The 25,688-nt window shown below is 58.3% G+C and carries 21 protein-coding genes and 1 tRNA gene; 9 read left to right on the top strand and 13 right to left on the bottom strand.

Features of this window, described 5'->3' with window-relative positions; genetic code table 11:
- The first annotated feature begins 266 nt into the window (after positions 1-266).
- The 5 genes from G583_RS0102300 to G583_RS0102280 all read left to right on the top strand — a co-directional run bounded on the left by G583_RS0102300 (position 267) and on the right by G583_RS0102280 (position 6,468).
- Positions 267-1,163 (top strand): class II glutamine amidotransferase domain-containing protein, encoded by an 897-nt coding sequence (locus G583_RS0102300; RefSeq protein ID WP_022869582.1) that lies wholly within the window; start codon positions 267-269, stop codon positions 1,161-1,163.
- On the top strand, positions 1,151-1,849 hold the full coding sequence (locus tag G583_RS0102295) for a GltB/FmdC/FwdC-like GXGXG domain-containing protein (RefSeq protein WP_022869581.1): 699 nt from the start codon (positions 1,151-1,153) through the stop codon (positions 1,847-1,849). The genes G583_RS0102300 and G583_RS0102295 overlap by 13 nt, the downstream gene beginning before the upstream one ends.
- Entirely contained in the window at positions 1,850-3,178 is a 1,329-nt protein-coding gene (locus tag G583_RS0102290) for an FMN-binding glutamate synthase family protein (RefSeq protein WP_022869580.1), read from the top strand. It abuts the gene before it with no gap.
- Positions 3,179-3,572: 394 nt separating this feature from the next.
- Positions 3,573-5,045 carry an APC family permease gene (locus G583_RS13745; protein ID WP_022869579.1) on the top strand — a complete coding sequence of 491 codons (1,473 nt, stop codon included), beginning with the start codon at positions 3,573-3,575 and terminating at the stop codon, positions 5,043-5,045.
- 94 nt (positions 5,046-5,139) lie between these two features.
- Positions 5,140-6,468: a flavin monoamine oxidase family protein gene (locus G583_RS0102280; protein WP_022869578.1), complete on the top strand. Its 1,329-nt coding sequence runs from the start codon at positions 5,140-5,142 to the stop codon at positions 6,466-6,468.
- Between the two features lie 2 nt (positions 6,469-6,470).
- Here the strand turns inward: G583_RS0102280 and G583_RS0102275 are convergent, their stop codons facing one another.
- From G583_RS0102275 to G583_RS0102255, 5 genes are all read right to left on the bottom strand, one after another.
- A complete protein-coding gene (locus tag G583_RS0102275) occupies positions 6,471-7,922 on the bottom strand; it encodes a protein adenylyltransferase SelO (protein ID WP_022869577.1) in 1,452 nt (483 codons plus the stop codon).
- A gap of 94 nt (positions 7,923-8,016) precedes the next feature.
- A complete protein-coding gene (locus G583_RS0102270; RefSeq protein WP_022869576.1) occupies positions 8,017-9,657 on the bottom strand; it encodes a thiamine pyrophosphate-binding protein in 1,641 nt (546 codons plus the stop codon).
- Positions 9,654-10,448 carry a cyclase family protein gene (locus tag G583_RS0102265; RefSeq protein ID WP_022869575.1) on the bottom strand — a complete coding sequence of 265 codons (795 nt, stop codon included), beginning with the start codon at positions 10,446-10,448 and terminating at the stop codon, positions 9,654-9,656. The genes G583_RS0102270 and G583_RS0102265 overlap by 4 nt, the downstream gene beginning before the upstream one ends.
- Before the next feature lie 87 nt (positions 10,449-10,535).
- Complete coding sequence (locus G583_RS13740; protein WP_022869574.1) at positions 10,536-11,591, bottom strand: threonine aldolase family protein; 1,056 nt, start codon at positions 11,589-11,591, stop codon at positions 10,536-10,538.
- A 36-nt stretch (positions 11,592-11,627) separates the two neighbouring features.
- Positions 11,628-12,059, bottom strand: a complete 432-nt coding sequence (locus tag G583_RS0102255) for a PaaI family thioesterase (protein WP_022869573.1) — start codon at positions 12,057-12,059, stop codon at positions 11,628-11,630.
- Between the two features lie 149 nt (positions 12,060-12,208).
- Here G583_RS0102255 and G583_RS0102250 point away from each other — a divergent pair, with 149 nt between their 5' ends.
- Both G583_RS0102250 and G583_RS13735 read left to right on the top strand, forming a co-directional pair.
- Positions 12,209-12,421 carry a hypothetical protein gene (locus G583_RS0102250; RefSeq protein ID WP_156832033.1) on the top strand — a complete coding sequence of 71 codons (213 nt, stop codon included), beginning with the start codon at positions 12,209-12,211 and terminating at the stop codon, positions 12,419-12,421.
- The gene (locus G583_RS13735; protein ID WP_022869571.1) at positions 12,421-12,864 is read left to right on the top strand and encodes a peptidoglycan recognition protein family protein; all 444 of its coding nucleotides are present in this window, start codon (positions 12,421-12,423) and stop codon (positions 12,862-12,864) included. The genes G583_RS0102250 and G583_RS13735 overlap by 1 nt, the downstream gene beginning before the upstream one ends.
- Here the strand turns inward: G583_RS13735 and G583_RS0102240 are convergent.
- The 5 genes from G583_RS0102240 to G583_RS0102220 all read right to left on the bottom strand — a co-directional run bounded on the left by G583_RS0102240 (position 12,861) and on the right by G583_RS0102220 (position 17,811).
- On the bottom strand, positions 12,861-13,673 hold the full coding sequence (locus G583_RS0102240; protein ID WP_022869570.1) for an HpcH/HpaI aldolase family protein: 813 nt from the start codon (positions 13,671-13,673) through the stop codon (positions 12,861-12,863). The two genes, G583_RS13735 and G583_RS0102240, sit on opposite strands and share 4 nt — an antisense overlap.
- 28 nt (positions 13,674-13,701) lie before the next feature.
- Positions 13,702-14,487 (bottom strand): fumarylacetoacetate hydrolase family protein, encoded by a 786-nt coding sequence (locus tag G583_RS0102235; protein ID WP_022869569.1) that lies wholly within the window; start codon positions 14,485-14,487, stop codon positions 13,702-13,704.
- A gap of 86 nt (positions 14,488-14,573) precedes the next feature.
- Entirely contained in the window at positions 14,574-16,370 is a 1,797-nt protein-coding gene (gene selB, locus G583_RS0102230; protein ID WP_022869568.1) for a selenocysteine-specific translation elongation factor, read from the bottom strand.
- Positions 16,367-17,698 carry an L-seryl-tRNA(Sec) selenium transferase gene (selA, locus tag G583_RS0102225; protein ID WP_022869567.1) on the bottom strand — a complete coding sequence of 444 codons (1,332 nt, stop codon included), beginning with the start codon at positions 17,696-17,698 and terminating at the stop codon, positions 16,367-16,369. Before selA ends, selB begins: the two co-directional genes overlap by 4 nt.
- Before the next feature lie 17 nt (positions 17,699-17,715).
- Positions 17,716-17,811, bottom strand: a tRNA-Sec gene (locus G583_RS0102220).
- Positions 17,812-17,911: 100 nt separating this feature from the next.
- Here G583_RS0102220 and G583_RS0102215 point away from each other — a divergent pair.
- A complete protein-coding gene (locus tag G583_RS0102215) occupies positions 17,912-19,195 on the top strand; it encodes an ATP-binding protein (RefSeq protein WP_022869566.1) in 1,284 nt (427 codons plus the stop codon).
- A gap of 81 nt (positions 19,196-19,276) precedes the next feature.
- Positions 19,277-20,281: a selenide, water dikinase SelD gene (gene selD, locus G583_RS0102210; RefSeq protein ID WP_022869565.1), complete on the top strand. Its 1,005-nt coding sequence runs from the start codon at positions 19,277-19,279 to the stop codon at positions 20,279-20,281.
- Here selD and nrfD read toward each other — a convergent pair.
- From nrfD to fdnG, 3 genes are read right to left on the bottom strand one after another with little or no spacing between them, the layout of a single operon-like run.
- Positions 20,278-21,378: an NrfD/PsrC family molybdoenzyme membrane anchor subunit gene (gene nrfD / locus G583_RS0102205; RefSeq protein ID WP_022869564.1), complete on the bottom strand. Its 1,101-nt coding sequence runs from the start codon at positions 21,376-21,378 to the stop codon at positions 20,278-20,280. The two genes, selD and nrfD, sit on opposite strands and share 4 nt — an antisense overlap.
- Positions 21,375-22,427 (bottom strand): 4Fe-4S dicluster domain-containing protein, encoded by a 1,053-nt coding sequence (locus tag G583_RS0102200; protein WP_022869563.1) that lies wholly within the window; start codon positions 22,425-22,427, stop codon positions 21,375-21,377. Before G583_RS0102200 ends, nrfD begins: the two co-directional genes overlap by 4 nt.
- A complete protein-coding gene (gene fdnG, locus G583_RS13730; RefSeq protein WP_245540560.1) occupies positions 22,420-25,677 on the bottom strand; it encodes a formate dehydrogenase-N subunit alpha in 3,258 nt (1,085 codons plus the stop codon). Before fdnG ends, G583_RS0102200 begins: the two co-directional genes overlap by 8 nt.
- Positions 25,678-25,688: the final 11 nt, after the last annotated feature.

Here is a 25,688-nt window from a genome sequence, read left to right as displayed (position 1 = left end):
GTAACTCAACTGTGTGCCTGGGATCGTTGGCGATACTCCAAACGCTGAAGGCGTCGCTGACGGCCCAGGCCGTTGCGGTTTGTGGGCGTCATTGTAACCGCACACCGACCGGGAATCTTTTCGAGTTTTAACCTGTTGAACAGGCTGGAACCGACTAAGCTATGTGATGATGCCGCGACGCTGCGCCGAAGTGGAAGTGTCAGCTACCGGTCCTGCCAAAGGCAGACACAAACTTACAAATCTTAAAGACACTAGGAGGTCTATCCATGTGTGGAATCGCTGGAATCCACCTGCGCGACGAATCACTCGTGCCGCAGTTAGGGTCTCTCATGCATGACATGGTCGAAGGTATCGTTGTACGCGGACCCGACTCCGCTGGGCTAGCGCTGTACGGTGACCGTCATCGTCTCCCTGAAGACTATTCATCTGTATCCATGCTCGACGCCCCGAACGACATCAAGCAGCTCGTTGCTGACAAACTGCCGCAGAACGCTGACGTCAGTGTCGAAGAATTCGCTGAAACCACGTTCGTTCGTGCAAAAGTCTTCTCCAAAGAACTGGCACAGGTCGTTCGCGAAGTTGCCCCAGATGCCATGATCATCGGCACCGGTGACGACAGCGTCGTCTACAAAGGCGTCGGCAACCCAATGGACCTGCGCGAAACCTACCGTCTCTCCGAAGCAACCGGCTGGCAGGGTGTCATCCACACCCGTCTAGCAACCGAATCTGCTGTTGATGCAGAAGGTGCCCACCCATACTCGGTCGGTAACGGCCTGTCCATGGTGCACAACGGTTCCTTCTCCAACCACGCCACCATCCGTCGTGAACTCGAAGACGAAGGCGTCGAATTCGACTCCCAGAACGACACCGAGGTGGCAGCCCGCTTCATCTCCTACCGTATGGAAGAAAAAGGCGACGACCTTGACTCCGCGCTGAAAGAACTCAGCCGCACATTCGACGGCTTCTACACCCTGCTCGTCACCACCGAAAACGGTTTTGCCGTGGCTCGCGATGAGTTTGCTTGCAAACCAGCCATCGTTGCAGAACATCCCAAGTGGGTTGCCATGGCCTCGGAATTCCAGGCCATTTCGCATCTGCCAGGTATCGAAGACGCCAAAATTTTCGAACCAGAGCCAGGGAAGGTCTACACATGGAATCACTAACAGACACGACGGTCAACATTGACCTGAACGAAAAAACGGTTCGGGATCTCAACGCTGCACTCCACGCACCCACCGCCAAGAGCTACCACGTGACAAACCCGCAGGGTGTGCACTCCGTAGCCGTTGGTATCAAAGACGAAATTGACGTAGAGGTTGACGGCGACGTCGGCTACTTCTGCGGCGGTATGCACCAGAAGGGCAACCTCACGGTCAGCGGCATGGCCGGACCAGGCGTCGGCGAGAACATGATGTCGGGCAAAATCCACATCAAGGGTCACGCCTCACAGTCCGCTGCAGCAACCGCCCACGGTGGTCTGCTCGTGGTCGACGGCAACGCTTCCACCCGTTGCGGCATCTCGCTGAAGGGCGGCGACATCGTTGTCAAAGGCAACATCGGCGGGCTCAGCGCGTTCATGGCACAGGCCGGACGCATGGTTATCTGCGGTGACGCAGGAGAGGCACTCGGCGACTCGATCTTCGAAGCTCGTCTTTACGTGCGCGGTACGGTCGCCTCACTCGGCGCCGACTGCATCGCCAAAGAAATGCGTGATGAGCATCGCGAAGAGCTGGTACAGCTACTCAAAGATGCCGGCATGGAAGACGAAGCCAACGACGACGACTACGTCAACTCTTTCACCCGTTACGGCTCCGCACGTACCCTCTACCACTTCAACTCTGGAGAGTAAATGAGAAGTCCTGAAGATCGTGGACTCCGCCAGTCCGCAATTTTTGATAAAGCATCCATTGCCGCCATCCAGCACGCCGCCGAAACCGGCGTCTACGATATCCGTGGATGGGGCGCCAAGCGTGCGGTCCCACACTTTGATGACCTGCTCTTTCTCGGCTCAGCCATCTCGCGCTACCCGATGGAAGGCTACCGCGAACGCTGCGACACCGACGTCACCATGGGTGCAGACACGGCGTCCCAGCCGATGGAACTCGACATCCCGATCACCATTGCCGGAATGAGCTTCGGTGCACTCTCCGCTCAGGCAAAAGAAGCCCTGGGCCGTGGCGCATCAGCCATGGGTACCTCTACCACCACTGGTGACGGCGGTATGACCGACGAAGAACGGCACCACTCATCCAAACTGGTCTACCAGCTGCTGCCATCCCGTTATGGCATGAACCCAGATCACCTGCGCCAAGCAGACGCGATTGAAGTCGTCGTCTCACAGGGTGCAAAGCCAGGTGGCTCCGGTATGTTGCTGGGCCAGAAAATTTCCGAACGTGTGGCAGAAATGCGCACCCTGCCGGTCGGCATTGACCAGCGCAGTGCATGCCGCCACCCAGACTGGACCGGTCCAGACGACCTGACACTGAAGATTGAGGAACTGCGGGAAATTACCGACTGGAAAGTCCCAATCCACGTCAAGGTCGCTGCCTCTCGTCCGTATTACGACACCAAACTGGCTGTTGCGGCCGGTGCAGACGTCGTCGTCGTTGACGGTATGCAGGGCGGAACCGCTGCGACGCAGGAAGTGTTCATTGAACACGTTGGTATCCCGACCCTGTCGGCCATTGGTCCGGCCGTCCAAGCACTCAAGGAGATGGGTGTACACCGCAAGGTGAAACTCATCATCTCCGGCGGTATCCGCACCGGTGCCGACGTCGCGAAAGCACTTGCTCTCGGCGCCGACACCGTAGCCATCGGTACTGCAGCGCTCATTGCACTGGGCGATAACGACCCACGCTGGGCTGAAGAATACGAGAAGATCGGTTCTGCTGCCGGCTACTACGATGATTTCCAAGCCGGCCAAGACCCCGCAGGTATCACCACCCAGGATCCAAAACTTGCCTCACGCCTCGACCCAGTCGCAGCTGGCAAGCGCCTGGCCAACTACCTGCAAGTCCTGACGCTGGAAGCACAGACCATCGCACGTGCCTGCGGTAAGTCACACGTCACCCACCTCGAGCCTGAAGACCTGGTCGCTTTGACCATGGAGTCCTCAGCTATGACTGGCTTACCACTGGCCGGCACCGACTGGGTTGTCGGAAAGAATGGTGGCTTCTAGGCCCGTCTCGTAGCCGCTACGAACAGGTACTCAAACCACGCACACGGCAGGACCACCCGAGCAACATCTCGGGTGGTCCTGCCTTTTTGTATGCCCAAAAACCAATCGCCCCAAAAATAGGTCCCGACGTGGGACAGGAATACTCAGCATTTCAACTCAATACCTGGACCAATACTCGCCCGGTCGGTTATTGACGTACGTCACAACTGTCTCCTAAAGTGACTGTATTGATAGTCAAGACAAAATGTTCCATAGGCAGTCGCTATCGATTGACCTAGACGTTCATAGCTTCTGAGTTGCTTCACCTTGAAGAGTCTTACCGCAGTTCACGACGCTATGCCGACACAGTACCGGGCCACTGGAAGCATTGGTCCACCCGTTATAAGGAAGTATCGTGAGTGAATTTGGGACGGTAGAAGTCGACCAGCACCAGCGGTTGCAGCGGTCGATCGATTGGAAACAGGGACTAGCCATCGCACTGGGCGTTCCCATGTTGATCTTGCCCTCGCTCGGCTACATGCCGATGTACTTTGCCGGAGCAGCAGTCCTGATCTGGGGACTCTCCGTGCTGCAGGGGTTCTTACAAAACACGGCCTATGCCGAAATGGCCACCACCTTCCCGCGAGCCTCGGGTCTGCCAGGGTTCGCCCAACACGTTTTTCGGGCTGAAAACCATCAGGGCAAATACGACCGAGGCAAACTCATCGGCGGTTTTAGCGCCTGGAGCTATTGGTTTGCGTGGAACCCGGTCATGGCCATCTTCTCCCTGCTCGTCGGGAATTATCTCTACGGACTCTTCCCAACCCTGGCTGAGACCTTCACTGAGTATCAGCTCTCACTGCTGGCAGGCATTGTGATCTTTGCCGCTCTGTTCATCATCAACTGGTTTGGGCTCAAAGAAGGTGCCATCGTGGGGTATGTGCTAGGTATCGGCGCCTTGATCCCGTTGATCGTGTTGTCGGTTGCTCCGTTTGTGACCGGTCACGTCGATATGTCGAATATTAGCCAGAACTGGCTCCCCGCAGACTTCGCCTGGGACATGCACCACATCATGCTGCTGTTTGGTGTCTTTGCGATTGCTCAGTGGAGTGCCTGTGCTTGGGAAACCGCTGCGATCTACGGGCCGGAATATAAGACCCCATCAAAAGATGTTCCTAAGGCACTCTTGGCTGTTGGCCTGATCTGCCTGGTGCTCTACCTACTGGTCCAGACCTCTGTTCTCGGTGTTCTCGGCGTCGACGGCGTTGTTGATGAAGCCATTTCCCCGTTGCTCTCGGTCGCTCAGACGATCTTTGGCGAGGTCGGTGCGATGATCACGATCTTCATGTTGATCGGCGCAATGATCCTGGTGATTCAGACCGCCTTCCTCGGTTCGTCACGGGCCATGCACTCGATGTCGACAGAAGGCAACCTGCCACGCGTTCTGGGTACAACAAACCGCAACGGTACGCCGTTTGTCACCATGGCAGTCATTGCGGTCTTCAACCTGGCGTTGATCTCCATGGGCAACCCGGCAGCGATTCTCGCGGCGTCGGCCATCGGTTACACCTGTGCCAACGGTATTAGCCTCTTTGCCTTCGTCAAGGCTCGCAAGAAAGATACGGCGTTTGCCAAACTGGAGCGTCCGTTCAAGGCTCCCAAGAGCTGGAAATACGTTGGCTTGATGTTTGGACTGTTCAACCTGCCATTCTGTCTTGTCGGCGTGATCTACCTCAACAGCCTGGAAATCGGTTGGACTTCCACCTGGGTGGGCGTCATCGTCTTGGGGGCTTACATTCCGATCTGGTTCTATTCACAAAACGAAGCCCGCCGGTATAGGACCACCCCAACGACTGAGACTTCGACTGAGACTGTCCAGAATAATTAAGTGACGAAAGGTCGCCTGATGCCGCATGATTCAACTGACATAACTCTTCAGTAGCAGACACCTCCCGTATCTCAAGCCATAAGGAGTGAGATCGTTGTCCACGAATCAATATGATGTCATTATCGTCGGTGCAGGATTTGCAGGAGTCACAGCTTCCAGAAATCTCAGCCAGAAAGGGCATAAGACCCTTGTCCTAGAAGGCCGAGACCGAATGGGAGGCAGAACTTGGTACGACGAACGCCTAGGCGAACACCTCGAAATGGGTGGCACCTTCATCCATTGGTTCCAGCCGAACGTTTGGCACGAAACGATGCGCTATAACCTGGAAGTGGTGAAGCTCATCGATCTTCACCAGGCATATTGGATTACCGATGGCCAGGTGAAAGAAGGGACCCAGGATGATGAATTTGCCCTCATGAGAGAGGGAATGAAAGTCCTGGCCAGAGACGCGGAAAAATACTTTCCCCGGCCATTTGAGCCCTTCTATAATGAAGCCGCGGTCAAAGAAATTGATCACCTGTCGGTGGCCGATCGACTCAGAGAAATCGAATCAGAAGTCAGTAAGGAAGTTAGTGACATCCTGACAGCTTACTGGTGTGCATATTTCTGTACAGACGATTTGGAAGAACCAGCGTTGACACAGTTATATCGTTGGGTCGCGATGTCCTATAACGACTGGGACGTCATGGAAGACATCTTTGAACTCTACAAATTCAAGCACGGAACCAAATCCTTGCTCGAGAGTATTTTCCATGACGGCAACGCAGAGCTCAAACTCTCAACACCGGTCACGACCATCGAAGAAACAGAACACGGTCAGAAAGTCACTACCAAAGACGGTGACGAATATACGGCCACCGCGGTGATCGCGGCCATTCCAACCAATACCATCAACAATATCGAGTTCAAACCAGCACTAGCCGACGAGATCCACCAATTCTCTCGCGAGAATCAGTCAACAACCAACGGTGGAAAATTATGGGCAAAAGTCCGAGGTCCGAGCATTACCGATACCTTTCGGCTCACGGCACCTGCATATCCCGTCAGCAGTATGCACACGCAGTTCTTTGACCAGGAAACGAACGAGGGCATCATCATGGCCTACGTTTCCAACACCAACAAACTCGACGTCACCAACAAGGCGCAAGTACAAGAACTGCTGCGGAACTGGATACCCGATATTGAAGTCATCGATTGCACAGGCCATAAGTGGGACGAAGATGAATTCTCCAAAGGCACCTGGTCTGTGCTGCGGAAAAATCAACTCACCAAATACGGCAAGGCAGTTCGTCAGCCACGCAACGGCTTCTATCTAGCCGGTTCAGACTACGCCAACGGCTGGTCGGGATTCATCGACGGAGCCATTGAAAGTGGCTCATCGATCGGCGAATTTGTCGACGAGTATCTGAAAAACGGAGCCTGACGTCAGGTTCCACAGAACGTCTGGTAATTGAGCGAATACGCCATGGACGCTGGTTGCTCCAAGTGCGCAAAGGCGTCGTGGCGCTCATAGGGGGTGGTCACCGCTGCTAACAGTGTGTGAAAAACACTGAAATCGTGATCTGTCACCGCAGCGGTGAGGGCCTCCTCCACCAGATGATTTCTTGGAACATACACCGGATTCAATGCTGCCACCTGGTCGGCGTCCGGCTGCAGTTGCAACCACTGGGTATACCAGGTCGACAATTCCGGTGAGGTCTCTTCGGGGATCGTCCCGGTTCGGGCAACGTCCGCCAGATTGGCAAAAAACGACGTGAAATCCGCGTCCGCAGCACGCAACTGCTCCAACAAATCGGTCCCAAGCTCAGCGGTACCAGCCTGCGGAATCCCCAATCGCCGATTAAACCTGTCAGCCCAGGTCGTCGAGTAGATGTGGCGGAACGTAACCACCGCTTCGGTCGCTTCACGGATCGCCTCATCCTGCGACATGACCTGCTCATCGGCAGGCTGCATAATGGCCGGTAGGAGTGCCTCGGCAAACCGAGCAAGATTCCATTCAGCGATGACCGGCTGATTACCGTAGGCATAGCGGCCGGCAAAGTCGATGGAAGAAAATACCGCATTGGGATCAAATGCATCCAGGAAAGCGACCGGTCCGAAGTCAATGGAATGCCCGGCGATCGTCATATTATCCGTGTTCATCACACCGTGGATCATGCCGGCGTGCATCCAATCTGAGAGCAGTTTGGCCTGATGTTCGACCACCTGGGCCAACAGGGTCAGGCCAGGGTTCTCGCCCGTGGCTGCAGGATAGTGACGTTGCAGACTGTAGCCGGTCAAACGCTGAAGCAGCTCGAGATCATTTTGTGCCCGAACATACTGGAAGGTGCCCACTCGAATATGCGAGGGCCCGGTGCGCACTAAAACCGCTGCGGGCTGTTCGGTTTCACGAAGAATCGTGCCACCGGTGGTGATGACTGCCAGCGCCCGAGCCGTCGGAATGGCCTGGGCATGTACGGCCTCGGACACCAAGTATTCCCGCAGCATTGGTCCTAAGGCGGCATAACCATCCGAACCGGGACGGGAAAACGGGGTCGGACCGGAACCCTTGATATGAATATCGACCAGCTGGTCATCAACGGTCAGTTCGCCGGTCAGGATGGCGCGACCATCGCCCAATACTGGTGCGTACCCACCAAACTGGTGACCGGCATACGCCTGGGCAACCGATGTTGCTGCATCCGGGAGCCGGTGTCCAAGGAGAAAATCGATCCCCTCGTCGGTGGCCAACCACTCAGGATCCAGCCCCAAGTCACGGGCCAACTCGTGATTGAGCACCACCAGTTGTGGTTCGGGGGTGGGAGCTGGTGCGGCGGCTTTGACGAGTTCGGGGAAGACCTCAGCATACTCTGAGCTCAGGTTGGGCAGGCTGGTCATATCCGCTCCTAAACGATGTGGTGCCTCCAGGATACTCAGCCGGCAGACGCTGAAGGTAGTGGCTGCGTCACGGGTGAACACGCTTGGGGCGTCGTCAGTGCCCTTGGAAAGCCTCGGCTAACCACCACGAGCCGCCATCGTTGGCAATCTTTGCATCGATGACCAACGGAACGGTCGGGGAGGAGCCCAACCAGGTGCTGACCGCTTCGAGATCGGGGAGATCGCGAACCGTGATGGCTTCGGCGCCGAACCCACGGGCGATCGAGGCGATATCGGTGTCCGGGAACGTCACCGGTTCTAGATCATGATCGGTACCGAAGTGGTGGATTTCTGCACCGTAGGCAGCATCGTTGTAGACCAGCACGACCAGGGGAATCTGATACCGAACCGCGGTTTCTAACTCGTGGACAGCCATGAGGAACCCGCCGTCACCGGTACCCAGCACGGGAAGCCGGTCGGGCTGGGCAAAGGCTGCGCCCAGGGCAGTGTAGAGGCCTAGCCCGATGGACTGGAAGGCCTGGGTGAAACAGAACCCAAACTCATCCGGGACATCCAGGTACTGGGATGGGTAGCCCATGAAGTTGCCCGAGTCGATCGCCACGACCCGTTGGTGGGGCAGCAGCTCGTTGAGCCGTCGTGTCACTTCGCGCGGATCGACCAGTTCGCCCGACACCGAGAGATCCTCGGTTGGGGTTTGATCCCAGCGCGCACCGGTTGCGATGCGTTGCCGCACCTCGTCGGTCCGGTAGCGGCTGGGCTGGTTGTGGGCCAGGGCTGCCATGGCATCGGTCGCGGTGGCAGCGGCATCAGCGACCACGCCTAGGTCGACGGGTCGGTGGGCACCGATGGCAGTGTCGTCGGTATCGATTTGGACGACCTTGGTGTCCGCACCAATGAGTTTGCCGCCGCGCATGGTCCACATATTGAGCGCGCTGCCGAAAGCCACGATAAGATCGGCCTCGGTGATCAGTTCGGCGGTCAGCGGTGAAGAAAAGCCACCGGAGATCCCAAGGTTGTAGGGGTCGGCGTTGAACAGTCCTTTGGCCACCGCACTGGTGGCCAGTAGTGCGCCGGATTGTTGGGCGAGCGCGGTAATTTCTGATTTTGCTCCTCGACCGCCGCGGCCGGCTATGAAGACGGGCTTGCGCGAAGATTCCAACAGGGCAACAAATTCGGCCAGTGCACGCTGGTCTGGACGCTGCGCAGGTGCCTCGTCGACGGCAAGATCGGTGATAGCGCCGACAGACGGTGCATCTTGGACATCGAGGGGGAGGTTCAGCACCACGGTTCTGCGCTGTCGCACTGCGGTTCGGTAGGCACGCAGTGTGTCGGTGATGGCAGTTGCGGGTGTGTGGACCCGGTGGGCATCTGCTCCAAGGCTGGTCGCAAACCCCGTTTGATCCATCGCAAAGTTGGAATGTACCGCACCGCGGGAGGCTTCGGCGGCCAAGACTAGAACCGGGGTGTCGGATTTTGCGGCCTCGCCGATCCCGGTGGCCGCATTGGTAAGCCCGCACCCCTGGTGCAGTGACACGACGGCGACCTGATCGGACATCCGCGCATACGCATCGGCCATCGTGGCCGCGCCACCCTCATGGCGGGTGGCGGTAAACGGGATGCCGGCTTGACGCAGCGCATTGGTGAGATGAAAGTTCCCGGACCCCACCACACCAAATGCGTGGCCGACGCCCAGCTGACCCAGCAGCGCACCGAGTTGTTGTGCAACCGTGGTCATGCGGCCTCCACCAGTGCAAAAACCCGGCACGGTGAAGCGGTTCCACCAACGATGGGCAGCGGGGACACAATGATGATGGCTCCGCGAGTCGGCAACTTGGCCAGATTCTGCAGCGAGGTGATGCCATATTTGTCATGGCCCAGTAGGTGATAGTGCATCGGAAACGGCGGCTCCAGTTCCGCAGCATTGCCCTGGTCAATCCCTACGGTCTCGACACCGATCCCGGAAATCATGGTTTCCTCGGCTAACCAGCGTGAGCACTCGGCCGAAAAGCCGGGCGTATGTGAACCGTTTTCATCGGTGTTCAGGAAGGCTTCCTTATCCTGGGCGTACTGATCCCACCCGGTACGAAACAGCAGCCAGCCATTCTTTGGCAGGGGCCCGTGTTCGGCAATCCAGGCCTGAATGTGTTCAACTTCGATCAGAAAATCTGGGTTCTCGGCGGATTCGGCGACGAAGTCCAAAACGACGGCGGGCCCGACCAACCGCTCAGGCTCGATCTCAGAGACATCTTTGCCATCCTTACCGGAGATCCAGTGGATCGGCGCATCGATGTGGGTGCCGACGTGCTCACCCTGGGAAAAGTTGTTGTGGCGCCACATGGGGCCGGCATCATCAAAGCACGCAACCTCCTCCAGACTGAAGTCATCTAGATTCGCAAATGGTTCGGGTAGCTGCAGGGTCGGCGTAGAAGACGACAGCGTATTGGTCAGGTCGACGATTTGCACGGCCTTGTCGGCCAGTCCTACGGCCAGTTGTGCCAGGGTCGATCGTGTTGGTGTGGTGCTCATGAATTCTCCTGATGTGGGCAAAGTGGGGCTGTGACCAATATAGTGTGGCCCAGCTCATGCAGCTGTCCTGTGGCGCAATGCTGCAGACTAGGCGGCCAAGACTTTCAACAGGTCGGTGATCTTGGCATCGGTGGTAGCCCACGAACAGACCAGCCGAACAATTGGTAGTCCGGCGGTATTGTGTCCCCACAGATGGGCCACGTAGTGTTCACGCAGTCTGGTCACCAGGTTGTCGGGCATCGCGGCCAGCACGGTATTGGCCTGTGGTGTTTGCACCTCGACGCCGGCAATATCTCCCAGACCCTGCGCCAACCGGGTGGCTGCCGCATTGGCCGTGGTCGCGTTGCGATGCCACAGGGAGGTACTAAACATGGTGGTCAACTGAGCCGACAGGTAGCTGGTCTTGGAGGACAGCTGGGTGGTGTATTTGATAATCGGTGTCAGCGTATCCTCGGGCACCCGGTTCGACAGTACGACGACGGCGTCGGCACCCAGCCCGCCGTTCTTGGTGGCGCCTAATGACAAAATGTCGACTCCCAGGGCGGTTGTGGCCCCGTGCAAATCGAGTCCGAGTGCCGCCGCAGCCGGTGCCAGCCGGGCGCCGTCCATGTGGATCGCCAGGCCGGCGTCGTGGGCGGCGTTGCATATCGCGGTGAGCTCTTCGGGTGTATAGACCGTGCCCATTTCGGTGACCTGCGAAACCGTCACAGCCGTCGGTTGGGTCGCTTGAGGATTACCCAAATCTGAGGCAACCACCTTCGCGATATCCTCGGGCCGGAGTTTGCCGTCAAGGTGCGGTTGTGGCTTGAGGCTGATGCCAGCACGTACCGGAGCCGACGCCTCTGAAGTATAGACGTGGGAGGTATCGGTACAGATCACCGAACTGTACGGATGGGAGACAGCCTGCAGCGAGACGATATTGGCACCCGTTCCGTTAAACACCGGAAAACCATATGCCCCCGTACCAAATTGCGTATCGAGCATCTCATGGAAATCATCGGTGAACTGATCGCCACCATAGGCCGGGGTATCGAGGTTGGCTTCCATGACCGCGGCCATGATCTCCGGGTGTGCGCCGGAGATATTGTCGGAGGCGAAGTGTGGATCGGTGCCGGGTAGCCGGAATCGTCGCGAGTGTTGCATAGCAATATTCTTGTCTGGTCGACGATGAAATGCCAATTACTGTTCGTGGTCCAAAATGGCCATCGTGCAGCGGGAAATGCACACGAGCTTGCCGTCCTGGTTATGCAGGCGGATGTCCCACACCTGGGAGCGACGTCCGCGGGAGACCGGTGTGGCGCGCGCGGTGATGACGTCGCCCGGTATGCCCGGACGGATGTGGTTCGCGTTGATTTCTTGTCCCACGGCAAACTGTTTGTTCAGATCTATGGTCAGCGAGGCGCCAATCGAGCACACGGATTCAGCCAACACCACCGAGACCCCGCCGTGGAGAATACCGGTGGGTTGCAGCACGCGATCATCGACAGTCAGGGTGGCTTCCAAGGAATCGTCCCCGATGCGGCTGAACTCGATGCCCAGGACTTCGCCCACCGTGCCCTGGTTCAACGGGGTGATGTCGTCGAGGGTCGGCTGACCGAACCAAATGCTCATGAATAACTTCCTTCTGGGTCATGCGACTGTAAAGTGCTCTGCTGCTTAGGCTACTAGAGCGCCCTGGCATGTCAGAGCATTGCTGGTTTACGAGAAGTTCATACGCTGCAGCTTGTCATGTGTTTCGTCGGATGGTTAACCTGACCTACATGGAACTTTCACGACGGAAACTGTTTACGCTCGGTGCTGCGTCGGCCACGGTCGCAACCGCAGGTTTGGTGGCGGCTCCGGGTGCGCACGCCGCAGAGCTTGCTGAGCAACCTGGTGAACAACCGCTGGGCAGTGCCACCGCGGCGGATCGCGCGGCACAAGAGGAGAACCCCGAAAATAGACTGGGCTGCCCGCTCGGTAAGGGGCTGTAATGCAAGCGATTTGGAAGACCACAGAGAATTACAGCAGCGGCCGCGACGGAACCGACGTAGATCGCATCGTCGTCCACTACATTGTCGGCACGCTTGCCGCCGCGGATGCCACATTTGCCAATCCGTCATCTGGCGTCAGCGCACACTATGGAATCGGCGAAGGATCGCTACACCAGTACGTCAGTGAGATGAATACTGCCTGGCATGCGGGCGATTTTCCGATGAATCAGCGAAGCATTGGCATCGAGCACTCGGCGTCCCCGGACCGTGCGCCGTCAGCATCGACCTACGATATCTCGATCGAGCTGTGCACGCAGATTTGTGAGGACTACGGGCTGAATCCGCAAACGCAGATCATCCCGCATCATTCGGTCGTAGCAACCGCGTGCCCGGGTACGGTGGATATCCAGCGCATCCGGGACGCGGTCGAAGCACGACTCTAGTAGCTGGTGGTTTCGGTTTCGGTGCTGGTCCACTTGGCAGCAAGCGCTTCGGTTGCACGAGCCAACAGGGCTACATCGGCGCCAACGTTGACGAAATCTGCACCGGCGGCCACGTAGTCGGCAGCCTGATCCGGGTTGAACGCGTTAACGCCGGCGATCTTGCCGGCGGCCGTGGCCTTGGCAATCACGTTCTGGGCCGCGGCAACCACATCCGGGTGGTTTTGCTGGCCCAGGTATCCCATGGACGCTGAGAGGTCCGACGGGCCAATAAAGATCCCGTCGATCCCTTCAACGGTTAGGATCTCGTCGATGTTCTCCAGCGCTTCGGCGGTCTCGATCTGGATGATCAGCGTGATCGTATCCCGAGCCGTGGTCAGGTAGTTCGGGTACCGTCCCCAGCCACCTGAACGCGCCAGCGCCGAACCGATCCCGCGAATACCTTCCGGCGGGTACGCGACCGAGGCGGCAGCCTTGACGGCGTCGTCGACGGTGAAGATCATCGGCACGATCAGCGATTGCGCTCCGAGATCCAGGTACTGCTTGATGATGCGCGAATTGTTTTCGGGAACACGAACCACCGGAATGGAGTCGTAGCCTGCGATGACGCGCAGTTGGGACTGGACTGATTCCAGGCTCAACGGGGAGTGTTCGGCGTCGATGAGCAGGTAGTCCATCCCAGCGCCGGCCGCGATTTCTGCGATGCCGGCGTCTCCGGAAGACAAGAACATACCGGCTGCAGCACGGTCACGATCGGACTTTGCTGCATCGGTGAACAGTGTTTTGAATGATGGGCGAGGGGTCATAGCCATGGTGTGATTCCTTGTGCGTTGCTGGTGATTAGTCGAACTGGACGCCGATGGTGCCCAGCGGCCCGAAGTCGGCAAACACCGAGTCGCCTTCATACACCCACATGTAACGGGTGAAGGAACCAGCCAGGATAATTTCGCCGGCTTCGAGGTAATCATCGTGACCGGCCAGCCGGTTGGCCAGCCAGTGGACACCGTTTGCCGGATGGCCCAGGATGCCGGCGGATAGACCGGTTTCCATGATTTCCTGGTTGCGCCACAGGGCACCTCCAACCCAACGAAGATCAACGTCTTCTGGTTTGACCGGGCTGCCACCCAACACCATGGCACCCAGGGCGGCGTTGTCTGAGATGGTGTCGATGATGGTGCGACCTTCCATCTCGATGTGGGCGTCGAGCACCTCGAGCGCCGGCGTGACGTATTCGGTTGCCCGCAGGACGTCGAAAATATTGACGTTTGGTCCACGCAGGTCGTCCTTCAATACGAAGGCCAGCTCAATTTCGATGCGCGGGTGGGTGTATTTCTTCCACTCGAAAACGTGGCCGGATTCAAAGACTTGGTCGTCAAAGATGACGCCGTAGTCGGGCTCATCGATACCGGTTGCGGCCTGCATCGCCTTCGAGGTAAGACCGATCTTGTGGCCGGCCTTGCGGCGTCCGGTTTCAATTTGGCGATCTGCCCAAATTTTCTGAATCGCATAGGAATCTTCAATGACCATGCCCGGATAGCGCTTGGTCAGCAGTTCGACCGGTTTCCGATCAATGTTGGCCTGGTGCAGTTCGTCAGCAATTTTGACATGTGTTTCGTGATCTAACATCGGACTCCTTTGAGTAGAAAAGCCTGCCCCTAATCGTATACGAAATGGGCGGCAGGGTGCGGTTTTTGTCTCCGCTGTGCAATGTACTAGCGCCCTGAGACCTGACGAAGGTTGCCGTCGAGTCGTTCGGTCCAACCCCGCGCATCGAGGTGTTCTAACAGCGGGATCAGGGTTCGCCTGGTGGTGCCTAATGCTTGGCGTGCATCGGAGACGGTGAAGGGTTGCTCGAGTTGTACGATCTGCCGCATCGCCAGTGCCGGGGTCTTGGGGCTCAGCACGATGTTGCCCTTGAGCCGCAATAAGCGCTGTTGTTCCGCGGCAGCGGCGAGTTCTTTATCGCCAAGCTGCAGCTCGTCCAGGTCATCGGCGGTCGGTGCCGCAAACGGATCGTTGATAAAGCGCTGTTCCAATTCAGCCACTGCGGCTTCGGCCGCTCCGAGGGATGGTCGCAGTGCCGGATCCGCAATCCGCCCAGCCGATTGCTGTAGCTTGGCCTCGGTCACGACCAGGGACAATAGGCTGCGGTCCGGCAGGTCCAGGGCGTTGACGGCGGCCTGTTCGGTGATGCCTCCGGCGCTTGGGTCCCGCTTATACTGGGCGACGACCCTATTGCGCAGTTGCTGTCGCCACGAGTCAAGTGCCTGTCGATCAACCAGCCACCGGTCATGCACCAGCACATCATCGGCCAGCGGGTCGGGGACCGCAATGCCCATGGCCGTGATCATCGACCGATCAACCGCCCGACGACGTCGGACTTCCAGTGCCAAATGATTTTCTGCCGTGAGGTTGGCCAGTGTTTCGGCGCGCTGTTTGGCTGCCCCACGACGACGCAGGGCAGGAGGTTGGACATCCACGACGGTTGCGCCGCCGGTAATGAGCCGTTGTCCGGTGCCGCGCAGCAAGAATCGATCACCGATGTGTAATGGCAGGCTACGATCCAGGGACAGCCGAGCAAATTCGGAGCCCAGTGGACGGCAGTGCGCATACACGGTGGCCGTCCCGATGTGGACGGAGAATTCTTGGGGGAGTTGTGTGAAATCAACATCCGGGGTGCCAGCCACGTCGATGACATCGGTGTTGAACCAGGCACCGGGGGTCACCAACACATCGCCACGAGCCACAGCATCGGCGGTGATACCACGCAGATTCACCGCGGCACGGGTGACCGGGACCAGTTCGTTGGCAGAGCTCCCGTGACTTTGCAAACTCCTGACCGTCACCTCGGAGCTGTCTTTGGACAGCAGTTCGAGCCGGTCATTGACGGTCAAGGTCCCGTCGGCTAGCGTTCCGGTCACTACGGTGCCGGCCCCTTTGACCGGGAAAGCACGGTCAATCCAGTATCGGATAGGTTCGGTGAGATCGGGAGCAGCCAACTGATCGAATACCGTATCCATGACGGTGCGCAGCTCATCGAGACCCCGATACTCAATGGCTGAGGTCGCCACAATTGGTGCATCGGCCAGCGCCGTATCGGCCAGCTCGTGTCGAATCTGAGCGGTCACTGCCTCAACATTGTCCGGGGCTAAGTCGAGCCGAGAAATCACCACGACCCCGCTCGAAATGCCCAGGGCTTTGATCGCATCGCGATGTTCGGAGGTTTGGGCCTGCCACCCCTCATCTGCGGCCACCACCAAACATACGACCGGTGCCGGCCCGAGTCCGGCTAGCATATTGCCAACAAACCGTTCATGACCCGGCACATCGACAAACGACACCGAGCGTCCAGACGGCAAGGACATTTCCGCGAACCCAAGATCAATGGTGAGGCCGCGCTCGCGTTCTTCGGCCCACCGGTCGGTTTCAGTACCGGTCAGCGCACGCACCAGGGCAGATTTTCCATGATCGACGTGTCCGGCCGTGGCCACCACAAACTGTTCGGTCACGCTACACCCTCCGCGATCTGCCGGAGCCGCTGCAGCACCCTCTCATCCTCAGCCGCCGGCACGCACCGGAGATCCAGCAGACAGCGACCAGCGGCAACCCGGGGCAAAATCGCCGGACTGCCGGTACGCAACGGATGGGCGAAATGCTCGGGGAGGCGCACCGCCCACCCGGCAATCGGCACGCCGGCTCCGCCGCCACCGCCAACGCGTCCCTCGTGGGCGACCACTTGGGCGTCAAGTGCTTCGGCAATCCGGCGGCTTCGGGCATACAGCTCATCGCCATCAGCGTGCAGCGCGTCGTACACCGGGGTAGAGGGCGCATTGAGCGTGGCTTCTAGCGCCGCCAGCGTGAACTTATCGGCTCGGAAAGCGCGCGCCAGAGGATGGGCGGCAAGCTTCTGTAGCGCGGTGCGAGAACCCAGTAACAGACCGGCTTGTGGACCGCCCAGTAGCTTGTCGCCACTGGCAATCACCACGTCGGCACCATCGCGCAGTGCCTGGCCAATGGTCGGCTCATCCGGCAGGACCGAATCGGATTCAAATAGTCCTGACCCGACATCTACGATCAACGGGAGTGCTTGCTCGGCCGCCAGGGTGGCCAGCTGTTTCGTCGTCACACTCGAATTGAAACCACCGATCCAGTAATTCGACGGATGCACTTTCAGTAGCGCGCCGGTGGTCTCAGTGACCGCACCGCGATAGTCGTCCAGCGTGGTGCGATTCGTCGTGCCCACCTCGGCCAATCGTGTACCGGTCGACGTGATGAGATCGGGAAGACGGAACCCCGCCCCAATTTCGACCAGTTCACCGCGACTTAGCACCACTTCCGGTGTGCCCTGAGCTACGGCTAGGCCAGTCGTTGCCAGCGACAGTGCCGCGGCACCATTGTTGACGATTAACGCGTCGTCGGCATCGGGTGCTTGGGCCAGCAGTGCGGCTTTGGCCCAAGTACCGCGCTTACTGCGTTTGCCGTCGTCAAGGTCCAGTTCAAGATCCACGTAACCGGCCGCAGCCAACAGGGCATTGCGTGCCGCATCGGATAACGGGGCACGCCCCAAATTTGTATGAATAATGACGCCGGTGGCATTGAGCACCGCCGACAGCTCGCTTGGCTGCGTGGTTTGCACAGCCTCGATCACCCGGGGTACCACCGCGTCTGGCGGTAGCTCACCGCGTCGAGCAGCAGCCTGGATGTCCGTGATCAAACGGCGAATCACCTGCGCAGCCAATCGCTGACCGGCAGCCACGACCTCCGGTAGCGCTAACAGCCGATCAGTCGAGGGGATCGCGCGGCGCGGGTCTGAAGTGGCGGGACTATCTGAACTCACCGGGCACCTTTCAAATCTGGCGGAGGCGGACGGGAATCGAACCCGCCAGACCAAGCTACTTGGTCTCGTCGGTTTTGAAGACCGCGGGGACCACCAGGAACCCTAACGCCTCCAAAAAATCAAACTATCACGTTTGCCGTGCTGCAGCATCACTGCGCGCCCACATATTTCAGCACTCTAGACCGCACACCGGTCAGCTGCTACAGTGCGTTCATGCAACGCGCTCACGTTCGAGAATTTCACGACGACGATCTTGACGCCATCGTGCGGCTCTGGGAGCGAGCCAAGCAGCGCGGCACCCCGCCGGTGTACTCATTGCCAGAGGTCATCGCGTCATGCCAAGCCGACTATGCCCTGGTGGCCACCGAATACGATCGTGTCATTGGTGCGGTCGTCGGCCGCGCCGCGCACGCCCAAGGCTGGATTGTCTTTTTCGGACTCGAAAACTCCACCGGTCCCGAACTTGGCGGCCGCCTCTTGGACGCCCTGGAACGGCGCATCGCGCCCCTGGGGTTATCGAAACTTTCGATTCTCACGTCACTCGAGGACGAATCAGCCGCCGCCCTAACGGCCAATGGCTTCGAAATTCATAACCCGCTGCGGTATTTGGAACGGGGCATGCCGGTGCAGCGTCGGGAATTGGACAAACTCCGAGAACTGGGTGGACGTGTGCTGCCGCGCCGTCTCTGGAACGCGGTCAGCGGTATGCAGCAGGAGAAGGGCCTTCTTGAAGAGCGGCTGATTACCCCGTTGTCACAACCGAATCTGGCCGATCAATTCGGGGTGGTGCCACCCCGTGCGGTCATGCTGTTCGGCCCACCCGGAACCGGCAAGACGACGTTTGCCAAAGCGGTCGCTTCACGACTGGGCTGGCCCTTCGTCGAGCTGTTCCCCTCACGACTGGCCGAGCTTCCCGGCGGACTCCCCAATGCTTTTCGCACCACCTTCGAGGCGATCTACGATCTGGAACACGCCGTGGTCTTTATCGATGAGGTCGAAGAAGTCGCCTCCCAACGTCGCGGTGATCCGCCGTCGCCCACGCAGGGCGTGACGAATGAACTGCTCAAACAGGTCGCCGAGTTTCGCGACCGAGACGGACTGTTGCTGATCTGTGCCACCAATTTTGTGCGCGCACTGGACACGGCATTTTTGCGGCACGGTCGCTTCGACTATGTCATTCCGATCGGCCTGCCCGATACCGAAGCCCGCATCGCGATCTGGCAGCGTTATGTCCCTGAATCGGTCGCCGAGCAAATCAATTTCGACGACCTGGCCCAGGCCAGCGAGGGTATGACACCCGCCGACATTGAGTACGCCGCCCGACGGGCCTCCCAGGAAGCCCTGGCGCGTGCGCTCAATGGCAATGGTTCGCAGCGTCCCGCCGATGAACTGACGACGACCAGCTATATCGACGCACTATCTGTCACGCGTGCCACGGTCTCACCGCTCGATATTGACGCCTTCGATGAAGATATCGAATCCTACGCTCGGCTCTAGGACCTTTTTGAGCTCTGCGAGGTTGATTGCTCCGCGAGCGGGCACTGTCGGTGTTGCTCCAGCGTTCCTATACTGGGGCGTATGTCCGAAATTTTAGAACAAGCTTCCGTTCCGCGTTTAACCACCACGGCCTCAGGTGGTGGGTGTGCCTGTAAGATCCCGCCGGGTGAACTTGAAGGCGCTGTCGCCCAGTTGGCCGGCCAGGATTATGGCAATGTCCTGGTGGGCGTTGATGATGGCGATGACGCCGCTGCGGTGCATCTTGACGGTGACACCGCGATCTTATCGACCGCCGACTTTTTCACGCCGGTGGTCGACTCGGCCTATGACTGGGGTCGGATCGCCGCCGCCAATGCGATCAGTGATATTTATGCGATGGGTGGCCAACCGATCGTGGCCATCAACCTGATGGGCTGGCCACGCGGTGTGCTGCCGGCGGAGATGATGTCCGAGGTGCTGGCCGGTGGGTTAGCCATCGGGCGTGAAGCCGGATGTCCGGTCATTGGTGGGCATACGGTCGATGATCCAGAGCCGAAATACGGTATGGCCGTTACCGGTACGGCAAAGGTAGATCAGCTCCTTCGCAATGACACAGCCGAGGCCGGTTTGCCGTTGACGCTGACGAAACCGATTGGTTTGGGGTTGCTGAATAACCGGCACAAAGCAACCGGTGAGGTCTTCCAAGCTGCGATCGATACGATGACGACGTTGAATAAGGCGGCCGCAGAACAGAGTGTGGTTGCCGGACTCAAAGCCGCGACCGATGTGACTGGATTCGGGCTGTTGGGCCATCTGTATAAGATGATGCGTGCCTCCCACGTGGGTGCGGTGGTCGATAAGGCTGCGGTTCCGCTGGTTGATGGCGCGGCCGAAGCGCTGCGCGATGGTTTTATTTCGGGCGGTACGCGACGCAACCTGGATTGGGTTGCGCCGCATATCGAGACCGGCAGTGGCCTGACCGAAGAAGATCTGTTGGTGCTGGCCGATGCACAAACCTCGGGTGGGTTGCTCGTGGTTGGTGAACTTCCGGGTCATCCGGTGATTGGTTACACCACTGATCGTGCCGGGGTCGTCGAGGTGCGTTAACCTACGGTCGTGATTGAGTCGTCGACAATGCCTTGCGCGCGGCGTGCTTCGAGGCGAGCTTTTTGTGGTTCCACGACGTGGCGGGGATCTTTCGTCGACTCGATACCGGCTTCCAACACGCCTGAGCGGGTCAGTAGGGAAGCGGTAGCCAGGGCTGCACCGGAGACAATGGCAGCTACCCGGTTGCCGCCCAGCAGTGCTGCTCCGATCCCGCCGGCAATCGTGAGGCCTTTGGCCCAGCGAAGTTTTTTGCCGGCCCGACCGGTTTGCAGTGGTTCGGCCTCTGCTGGGTGCATCGGCTCGGTGAGCTTTTCAGCAAAATACAGATCAGCGGCCGCACCGAGGGTGGCCAGTGCCCGTGCAGGACGGGTCTGCGACGCCGGGGTCGTCATCATCGCGACCCCGGAGGACGCCATGGCTGCTGATGACACGAAAAGATATGACAGATTGTCTTTGGCCGCATTCCAGGTGGGGACGGCGGTGTCGGCCAGCAGCGCCCCGGTGTAGGAGGCTAGCGGTGCTCCGAAGAGGGCGGCGAGGGCACCGGTAGGTTTTTCTATCCAGTGCAGTAACGCCCGAAGCGGGCCCAGCGGAAGGTTTTCGCCGGTCAGCCGGTCGACTTCGATGGCCGCAACTACACCAGCCGCAGTGCCAAATCCTCCAAGTATCCACGTTCCCATGTTCATGGGAGAGGAGGGTTTGAACGTACGCATCATGTGTAAAAAGCGTTCTGGGCGTCCGAGGTCGAGAATCAAAAAGCCTGTACCACCGATGGTGGCGCCCAGGGCGGTGAGCCGACTATTGCGTCGTAGTGCTTCAAGTCCTGCTGCCTGTGCTCCGACGGCGAGCATGGCTGAACCGCCAGCGACCCCGCCCAGGAAAAGGTAGGCCGAGATCTTATCGTCCCACGGTGGTGGTTTAACAATCGGGCGACCGTAGTAGGAATCACTGAATTCGACGTCATCGACCATCGACATTTCGCGCGCGCCATCGCCGCCACCACCGCGCCGGCGACCATTGCCAGCAGGGCGGTTGCGTTTCTTTTTACGGCGACCTTCATTCGCGGGCCGATATGAGTCGAAATCAGAAAGGGTCACTTTTTGCGCGCTCCTACGAAAGCGGTCGCCGCAGCAGCCAGCATTCCGGCCGCAGCGATACCGACCTTCTTATACATGTGCGGTAGGTCTTTGGTCGGAACCTGTGGATCTGGTGGGAGTCCATAGACTTCTGGTTCGTCCAGCAGCAGGAAGACCGAACCAATGCCGCCGACACCGTCGTTTGGATTGGCACCATAGAGGCGGGCTTCTGTGCTGCCCTGTGCGTGCATGGTGGTAACGCGTTCTACCGCGCTTTCGACCATTTCAGACTGATTGCCAAACTTGATTGAGGTGGTCGGGCAGGTTTGGGCACAGGCTGGCTGCTGATCGTCCACTAGACGGTCATAGCACAGCGTGCATTTATTGGCGGTACCCTCGTTTTTGACGTCCATGGCGTAGCGGGAATCTACCCGGTCTGGTTTGGTATGTATCGTGCCTGTATCGCGGCGTTCGATAACACCGAAAGGACAACCGGCAACGCAGGTCCCACAACCATTACAAATATCGTCTTGGACGACTACGGTGCCGTACTCGGTGCGGTATAGGGCGCCCGTTGGGCAGACGTCCAAACACCCGGCGAAGGTACAGTGTTTGCACACATCCGAGCTCATCAACCACCGGAATTCCGGGGTGTCTGGGTTCGGCGGGTTATCCACTTTTTCTTTGATGCGGGTACCGGGGGAGCCAAACTCTGGCATACCAATATGTTTGGCGCTCTCTTTTTGACGAGCTTCCGGGGCACCGATGGAAGGCATCCCGAGACTCACGAGTTTTTGACCGGAGTCACGGGCTTTTTCAATTTGTTGCTCGTCTTGCTCGATGAACGCGACGTGCCGCCAGGTATTGGCCCCGAGATCACCGGTGTTATCGTATGATGATTCCAGCAGTTCAAGGTTGCCGTCCATGGGCACCTCGTTCCACTCTTTACAAGCGACCTCGCACGCTTTACAACCAATGCAAATCGAGGTGTCGGTGAAGAATCCCTTGCGTTCGGTGTCCTGACCGTGGGCATCGATGAGCTGGCCGGGTTTTTCTCTGAAGTCAAACAAGTTTGTCTCCTTCGTGATGCTCAGGTTCAGACAGTGTCGGGGGTTCGGCAATTTCCATGGTTTCCGGATCACGTTCATAGGTGAGCCTGCTTTGACCGGTCATTTCGGTAATACCAGCCCGTTCGCGGTATTCGTTGACGAACTCCACCAAGGCTTCGCCCCGTGGACGCCGCCCCGGTTGGATAGCGCAGGCCACGGCTTTGGCCGATTGGATGAACACGTTGGGATCCAGTGTCATCCCCAGTAGGTCATTGGCCCCGTCACCGGTAATGAGGGCCTCTTTTCCGACGCCCCAGTGATACGGCAGACCGATCTGGTGGATCGTCTTGCCGCCGGCGCGCACCGGCTTCATCCGCTGGGTGACCAGGACCCGGGCCTCGATTGCACCGCGCGGTGAAATAATGGTCGCCCAGCCGTAAGATTCCAATCCGTATTCTTCGGCGAGTTCTTCGGAAACCTCACAGAACATTTCGGGTTGCAACTCGGACAAATATGGCAGGAATCGGCTCATACCACCTGCGGTGTGATGCTCAGTGAGACGGTACGTGGTGAACACGTGCGGGTAGACTTCTGATCCCGGGTTCCCGGAAGCAGGGGCCAGTTGGTTTCCTTCAGCTGTAATGAGCAAGCGAGAAGGTGACTCCTGCTGTGGGTACATGGTGTTACTTACCGGTGACTCAGCAGGTTCGTAGTGCGTCGGTAGTGGTCCGTCCTTCATGCCCATGGGGGCAAAGAGCCAGCCTTTACCATCGGTTTGCATGATAAATGGATCATCTCCGGACAGTGCATCCGGGCCGAAGACTCCCTTTTCTGACTTGGCATTGGGTGCACGGTCGATGGGGAAGTCCGGGGTGTCGTGACCGACCCACTTCGTGGCGTCTTCATCCCACCAGACGAGCTTCTTGCGCTCCGACCACGGTTTGCCGTCTAGGTCGGCTGAAGCACGGTTGTAGAGAATTCGACGGTTCGCAGGCCAAGCCCAAGCCCACTTTTGAGCCATTTCGTCCTGTTTATCACCGGGTACACGAAGTGCAGCACGGTTGACCCCACCAGCATAGACACCGGCGTAAATCCAACAGCCGCCGGCGGTGGAACCATCGGTCTTCATCTGGTTGAAGTTGTCCAGCGGTTTGCCCGCGTCGGGACCAGTCGTGTAGAAGCCGTTGATTTCTTTCATGACGGCTTCGGCGTCGGGTTCACCGTGCTCATCAACAGGGTAGTCCCAGGTCATGTCCAGCAGAGGACGATCCCTCGGGTCTGTCGAGTCTTGGAGGCGTTCCCGGAGCCGCTTGCCGAGGTCGTGGAAGAATTCCAATTCAGAGCGTGCGTCTCCGGGTGGCGTTACAGCCTGGTGACGCCACTGGACTAAACGCTGTGTCTGGGTAAACGTGCCGGCTTTTTCTGTGTGGTTGGCTGCGGGCATGAAGAAGACTTCAGTATCAATTTCTTCGGTCTTCAACTCACCGCTCTGGATCTCTGGACCATCGCGCCACCAGGTGGCGGTCTCGATTTGCTGGAAGTCGCGCACGACCATCCATTTGAGGTTCGCCATACCCATGCGCTGCATACGACCATTGGCAGACCCGACAGCCGGGTTCTGGCCCAGCACGAAGTAGCCGTCCACACCCTTATCGAACATGCGCATGAGCGTTTGATACGTGCCATGTGCACCGGTCAGACGGGGCAAGTAATGATATGCATAATCGTTTTCTGCCGTTGCAGCATCGCCGAACCAGGCTTTCAGCAACGAAATCATATAGGCGTCTCCGTTATGCCAAAACCCTTTTTGGTCTTGCGGAAATGACTCGTCGAAGTAGTCCTGGAGGGTGTCATGCTTGCCAGCAACCGGGAAGGGCAGGTAGCCGGGCAATAGATTGAATAGCGTTGGGATATCCGTGGAACCCTGAATGGTGGCATGGCCACGCAGTGCCATAATGCCACCACCGGGACGACCCATGTTCCCCATGAGCAGCTGTAGGACGGCGCTTGTTCGAATGAATTGGGCACCCATCGAGTGCTGTGTCCAACCCAGGGCATACGCGATGCAAGTTGTCCGATCCCGAGTGGAGTTTTCGGCAAAGGCATCGGCCAAGTACTTGAAGTCTTTTTGGCTAATGCCGGCCATGTCCTCAACGGCTTCCGGTGTGTACCGCGAGTAGTGACGCCGCAGGATTTGGAAGACCGACCGAGGATGCTGCAGGGTCATATCCTTGGCGATGCCATCTGCCGCATCAGGATCTTCCTCGTACTGCCAGGTTTCGTTGTTATAGCCTTGCAGCTCGTCATCGTAGCCAGAGAACAGTCCGTCCAGATCTTCTGGCCCGGCGAATCCTTCTGAAATGATGTGGGCGGCATTGGTGTAGTGCGTAACGTAATCCTTGAACCACAAATCATTTTCGATCATGTGGTTGATCAGAGCGCCCAGCAACACAATGTCAGAGCCGGCACGAATGGTGATGTGCTTATCAGCAACCGCGGACGTGCGCGTAAAGCGCGGGTCAACGTGAATCACCTTGGCACCACGCTGCTTGGCTTCAGTAACCCACTGGAACCCAACAGGGTGACATTCAGCCATGTTGGAACCCTGAATCAAAATCAGGTCTGCATTCGCCATATCTTGCAATGGCTGGGTGGCACCGCCACGCCCAAAAGAAGATCCTAAACTAGGAACTGTGGAGGAGTGTCAAATCCGAGCCTGGTTCTCGATCTGTACCGCGCCTGCGGCCGAGAACAGCTTCTTGATCAGATAGTTTTCTTCGTTATCAATGGTTGCACCGCCGAGGGACGCAATGCCCATGGTGCGATTGACGGGAGTACCTTCCTCGTCGTAATCTTCCCAATGATTTTCGCGTGCTTCCAAGAAGCGATCCGCGATCATATCCATGGCCTTCTCGAGCTCGATTTCTTCCCAATCGGTAGCTCGCGGTGCACGGTAAAGTACGGTTTTCTGACGTGACGGCGTATTGACTAGCTGCTCTGAGGCAGCGCCCTTTGGACACAATCGGCCACGCGAAATCGGCGAGTCAGGGTCACCTTCAATGTGGATGACTTCATTGTCTTTAACGTAAATGCGCTGGCCACAACCAACGGCACAGTACGGGCAGACACTCTGGACGACATCGTCTGCATCCTCGGTGCGAGGTCGCATATTCTCGTATTTTGGCGACTCCACGCTGGGACCGCGCCCATATTTATCTTTGGACTTGGTCTGGCGGAAGACCGGCCATCCGAGCATTGAGAACCGTGACATGGGTCCCACCT

Source organism: Yaniella halotolerans DSM 15476 (genome assembly GCF_000420805.1).
Taxonomy (GTDB): Bacteria; Actinomycetota; Actinomycetes; order Actinomycetales; family Micrococcaceae; genus Yaniella; species Yaniella halotolerans.
This window is presented reverse-complemented; position numbering and strand designations above follow the sequence as displayed.

Bases quoted from the DNA above. Each gene is read 5' to 3' on its own strand.
- G583_RS0102300 (WP_022869582.1), top strand. From the start codon at position 267: ATGTGTGGAATCGCTGGAATCCACCTGCGCGACGAATCACTCGTGCCG.
- G583_RS0102295 (WP_022869581.1), top strand. From the start codon at position 1,151: ATGGAATCACTAACAGACACGACGGTCAACATTGACCTGAACGAAAAA.
- G583_RS0102290 (WP_022869580.1), top strand. From the start codon at position 1,850: ATGAGAAGTCCTGAAGATCGTGGACTCCGCCAGTCCGCAATTTTTGAT.
- G583_RS0102275 (WP_022869577.1), bottom strand. From the start codon at position 7,922: ATGACCAGCCTGCCCAACCTGAGCTCAGAGTATGCTGAGGTCTTCCCC.
- G583_RS0102270 (WP_022869576.1), bottom strand. From the start codon at position 9,657: ATGACCACGGTTGCACAACAACTCGGTGCGCTGCTGGGTCAGCTGGGC.
- G583_RS0102265 (WP_022869575.1), bottom strand. From the start codon at position 10,448: ATGAGCACCACACCAACACGATCGACCCTGGCACAACTGGCCGTAGGA.
- G583_RS13740 (WP_022869574.1), bottom strand. From the start codon at position 11,591: ATGCAACACTCGCGACGATTCCGGCTACCCGGCACCGATCCACACTTC.
- G583_RS0102255 (WP_022869573.1), bottom strand. From the start codon at position 12,059: ATGAGCATTTGGTTCGGTCAGCCGACCCTCGACGACATCACCCCGTTG.
- G583_RS0102250 (WP_156832033.1), top strand. From the start codon at position 12,209: ATGGAACTTTCACGACGGAAACTGTTTACGCTCGGTGCTGCGTCGGCC.
- G583_RS13735 (WP_022869571.1), top strand. From the start codon at position 12,421: ATGCAAGCGATTTGGAAGACCACAGAGAATTACAGCAGCGGCCGCGAC.
- G583_RS0102240 (WP_022869570.1), bottom strand. From the start codon at position 13,673: ATGGCTATGACCCCTCGCCCATCATTCAAAACACTGTTCACCGATGCA.
- G583_RS0102235 (WP_022869569.1), bottom strand. From the start codon at position 14,487: ATGTTAGATCACGAAACACATGTCAAAATTGCTGACGAACTGCACCAG.
- G583_RS0102215 (WP_022869566.1), top strand. From the start codon at position 17,912: ATGCAACGCGCTCACGTTCGAGAATTTCACGACGACGATCTTGACGCC.
- selD (WP_022869565.1), top strand. From the start codon at position 19,277: ATGTCCGAAATTTTAGAACAAGCTTCCGTTCCGCGTTTAACCACCACG.